Source organism: Fluviicola sp., from assembly GCF_030151805.1.
Taxonomy (GTDB): Bacteria; Bacteroidota; Bacteroidia; order Flavobacteriales_D; family Crocinitomicaceae; genus Fluviicola.
The window spans coordinates 1-3,721 of sequence record NZ_JASLCN010000317.1; the positions used below are offsets into that span (position 1 = coordinate 1).

6 protein-coding genes are annotated in these 3,721 nt (G+C 40.7%); 1 reads left to right on the plus strand and 5 read right to left on the minus strand.

The window, feature by feature from the left end; all coding sequences use genetic code 11:
- The 5 genes from Q1V93_RS12140 to ruvX form a co-directional block, all read right to left on the minus strand.
- A partial coding sequence (locus Q1V93_RS12140) for a DUF1573 domain-containing protein (protein WP_300665045.1) occupies window positions 1-239 on the minus strand: 239 nt, incomplete at its 3' end.
- Window positions 240-251: 12 nt separating this feature from the next.
- A complete protein-coding gene (locus Q1V93_RS12145; RefSeq protein ID WP_300665047.1) occupies window positions 252-698 on the minus strand; it encodes a DUF1573 domain-containing protein in 447 nt (148 codons plus the stop codon).
- Between the two features lie 90 nt (window positions 699-788).
- The gene (locus tag Q1V93_RS12150; protein ID WP_300665050.1) at window positions 789-1,349 is read right to left on the minus strand and encodes a hypothetical protein; all 561 of its coding nucleotides are present in this window, start codon (window positions 1,347-1,349) and stop codon (window positions 789-791) included.
- The gene (gene def, locus Q1V93_RS12155) at window positions 1,349-1,945 is read right to left on the minus strand and encodes a peptide deformylase (protein WP_300665052.1); all 597 of its coding nucleotides are present in this window, start codon (window positions 1,943-1,945) and stop codon (window positions 1,349-1,351) included. Before def ends, Q1V93_RS12150 begins: the two co-directional genes overlap by 1 nt.
- 184 nt (window positions 1,946-2,129) lie before the next feature.
- Window positions 2,130-2,546, minus strand: a complete 417-nt coding sequence (gene ruvX, locus Q1V93_RS12160; protein WP_300665054.1) for a Holliday junction resolvase RuvX — start codon at window positions 2,544-2,546, stop codon at window positions 2,130-2,132.
- A gap of 278 nt (window positions 2,547-2,824) precedes the next feature.
- On the opposite strand from ruvX, the gene Q1V93_RS12165 reads away from it, so the two are divergent.
- Window positions 2,825-3,634 (plus strand): 2,3,4,5-tetrahydropyridine-2,6-dicarboxylate N-succinyltransferase, encoded by an 810-nt coding sequence (locus tag Q1V93_RS12165; protein ID WP_300665056.1) that lies wholly within the window; start codon window positions 2,825-2,827, stop codon window positions 3,632-3,634.
- The last annotated feature ends 87 nt before the right edge of the window (window positions 3,635-3,721 follow it).

Below are 3,721 nucleotides of genomic sequence, written 5' to 3' on the forward strand. Positions count from 1 at the left end.
TGACCGGGTTGAACCGGATCTTTCGGAAAGATGGCTTTGGTGCAGGGGCATGAAACTTTGTAATCGGAAATGATCAGTGGCGCGTCGCCGGTATTGGTAATCACAAAATCGTGCGAAATGACCGGACCTTCGTTTGTTTTTGGAAAGGTAAACACGGCTTTATCAACAGAAAATTCCGCTTTCTGGCTAATGCAAAAAGCGGAATTCATTATCAGAAATGCGATCATCAGACTACGCATTCAGTGTCGTTTTTAGTGTGCAGACGGAGCACCGTTGTCATTTACAGGGCTTGTTCCTTCCGGTTGAGGAGCAACATTTCCTTTGATACGGATTACTTTTGAAGGCTCGTTTACGGCATTCGAAGTAATCGTTACATTTTTATTGATCGCTCCGGAACGTTTTGTATCATACTTTACAGTAATCACACCTTTTGCTCCCGGTGCAATTGGCTCTTTCGGCCACTCCGGAACCGTACAACCACAAGATCCTTTTGCATTCGAAATAATCAAAGGAGCGTTTCCTGTGTTTGTAAAAGTAAACGTACAAGTACCGTTTGCTCCGTATTTGATATTTCCGTAATCATGCGTTTCTTTCGCAAATTCGATTTTAGCTCCGTTTTGTACTTCTTGAGCAATCGCAGTGTTTGCGCCGATCACAGCTACGAAAGCCAACATCATTGTAAATAATACTTTTTTCATTTTGTTTCTTTTAGTTGTTGTAAATATAGATTATAAAGTTTTGCCCTTTGGTTTCTTTAACACATAGTTAACGAAAATCAGTCCAAAATACTAATTTGATTTTGAAACATATTCATCAAACGTCAAATCAATATACTTTAAACGATTTTCGATCTGTTTTCGTTGCTCTGCGTCCATTTCCGGGTTTTCTTTCAGCAACATTTCATAGTAATACTTCACTTTCGTCTTTTGTCTTGGAATCACAAAAACATCGTATGCGCCTGCCAGACTTTCCAGAACCATTGCCCGGTTTTTATACGTCGGATACATTGCAATCAGGGAATCGGCCAAAATCACCGAGCGCTGATGCAAACCAACGGATGCAAAAATGATGTGTGCTTTATCCAGGTAACGCGGTGCTTCGTCGGTTTTTGGAAAACGGTGATAAACACTGAGGCATTTTTCCGCGTAAGCCACTGCAGCCTGCTGATCAAACTCAAGCTTTCCTGAAGCGGACGCTGATTTCAGGGAATCCTCAAACGTTTTGACATCTTTTACAGCTTCCTGCAAAGTCTGCTCTTTACTATTTTCCGGGCCTTCTTTGGCACTTTCTTCTTTGGAAGAGCATCCGAGTACAAAAAGCACCATTCCTGTTAGAAACAACTTTTTCATTATTTTCCTTTTTTGAATGACGGGAATTTCATTTTATAAGCAACCGAGATCAAACCCTGAGAAATATTCTGAAGTCTTTTGGTCAGCAATCTTCTTTTCAAAACCGAAAGGTGGTCTGTAAACAAAACTCCTTCAACGTGATCGTATTCGTGCTGAATGATTCGCGCCTTATAACCGTCAAACCATTCATCGTGGAATTGCCAGTTCTCATCGTAATAGGTGATGCGGATCTTTTCTTTCCGGTAGACTTCTTCGCGAATTTTCGGAATGCTTAAACAACCTTCGTGAAAACCCCATGCTTCTCCGGCTTCTTCTTCGATGATCGGATTGATAAAAACGCGTTTAAACCCTTCCATTCCTTCCGCCATCGGATCTTCTTCTTCATCTTCGTCTGTTTCAGCAAACGGACTTCCATCTACCACAAACAAACGAATGGAACGATTAATCTGCGGAGCCGCCAAACCTACTCCCGATGCTTCATACATCGTTTCAAACATATCTTCGATGAGTTTATTCAACTCCGGATAGTCCTGATCGATTTCGACAGCTTCTTTTTTAAGGATCGGATCACCGTATGCAACAATTGGCAATATCATTTTTTGTTCTTTTTAAAATCATTCACAGAATCAAGTGTCAATTCTCTTTTCTCGCATTATTTCAGTAAGTTCAAGAGTTGAAAAAGTTCAATGGTTCAATTTGAATTTTTTGAACATTGAAACTCTTTGAACCTTTTGAACTTGTTACAAAGTTAGAAAATTGATGCGTTCAAAATACTTTTCCTTATTTTACGCGGGTTTGAAGGTAATCCTGGAGGATAATTGTTGCACTAACCGTATCAATAAGTCCTTTTTGCTCCCGGTCTTTTTTCTTCAAACCGCTTTGGGCAATTGCCGCCGAAGCCATCTTTGAAGTAAACCGTTCATCCAGTAAATTAACAAGTACTCCCGGAAAATTCTTCTGAACCGCTTCTCTCAGTAAACGTACATTTTGGGTAATGTGTGAGTCGGAAGCATCCAATCTCTTCGGTTCACCGATCACGATCTCCGTAACCTTCTCTTTTTCAACGAGTATTTTCAACTCATCCATCAGCGTTTTACTGTCGATTGTTTTAAGTCCGAAGGCAAACATCTGAAGTTCATCCGAAAGTGCCAAACCGGTTCGCTTTAAGCCAAAGTCGATTGCAAGAATTTTAGACAAGTGTATTCTATTGAGATTATTCTGTAAAAATACGGTTATTAATTACGAATGCCGAATTATGAATCGGAAGAATGATCAATCAGCAAGAAGGGAAGGTTGGGAAGCTATGCTGTTTATTATTGGTTTACTTTGTTTAAAACTGATACAATCATCGCTATATCTATGCCTTATTTATGGAATATTCATGCTTTATTGCTGGTTTCATATTGGATTCAAGATTGGGGTAAAAACAATTACCTTCCCCATTTAATTTTTACTTTTGTCCAAAATCAAAAAGTATGCGTTCCATTATAGAAGCTGCCTGGGAAAATCGGGCTTTATTAGATCAGCCGGAAACACGCCAGGCAATCGAACATGTAATCGAGGATATCGACAAAGGAAGATTGCGCGTTGCAGAACCGAAGGAAGACGGTTCGTGGCAGGTGAATGAATGGGTGAAGAAAGCTGTTGTGATGTATTTCCCGATTCGCAAAATGGAAACCATTGAAGTTGGTCCGTTTGAATTTCACGATAAAATGGCTTTGAAGAAAAACTACGCAGAATTAGGTGTTCGCGTTGTTCCTCATGCAATTGCACGTTATGGGGCATTTGTAGCACCGGGAGTCATCATGATGCCTTCTTATATCAATATCGGAGCTTATGTAGATTCCGGAACCATGGTAGATACCTGGGCAACGGTTGGTTCTTGTGCTCAAATCGGGAAAAACGTCCACTTAAGCGGTGGTGTTGGAATCGGCGGTGTATTGGAACCATTGCAAGCTGCTCCTGTAATTATTGAAGACGATGCTTTCATCGGCTCACGCTGTATCGTGGTGGAGGGTGTTCGAGTAGGAAAAGAAGCTGTTTTGGGAGCAAATGTGTGTTTGACGATGTCGACAAAAATCATTGACGTGACCGGAGCAGAACCTGTTGAATTAAAAGGATACGTTCCTGAACGTTCCGTGGTTATTCCGGGATCATACACGAAATCATTTCCTGCGGGAGATTTCCAGGTTCCTTGTGCGTTGATTATCGGAAAGCGAAAAGCTTCAACGGATTTAAAAACGAGTTTGAACGATGCCCTGAGAGAGCATCATGTAGCAGTGTAAAATACGAAAGGGCGCGATTAATCGGTAATAATGTAGAAAACTCACCAAGCTACATAAACATTAAAAAAACTATGTGACCTTCTGTGT

Excerpts from the sequence above, each read along its gene's own strand:
- Q1V93_RS12165 (WP_300665056.1), top strand. The coding sequence starts at position 2,825 with ATGCGTTCCATTATAGAAGCTGCCTGGGAAAATCGGGCTTTATTAGAT.
- Q1V93_RS12150 (WP_300665050.1), bottom strand. The coding sequence starts at position 1,349 with ATGAAAAAGTTGTTTCTAACAGGAATGGTGCTTTTTGTACTCGGATGC.
- def (WP_300665052.1), bottom strand. The coding sequence starts at position 1,945 with ATGATATTGCCAATTGTTGCATACGGTGATCCGATCCTTAAAAAAGAA.
- Q1V93_RS12145 (WP_300665047.1), bottom strand. The coding sequence starts at position 698 with ATGAAAAAAGTATTATTTACAATGATGTTGGCTTTCGTAGCTGTGATC.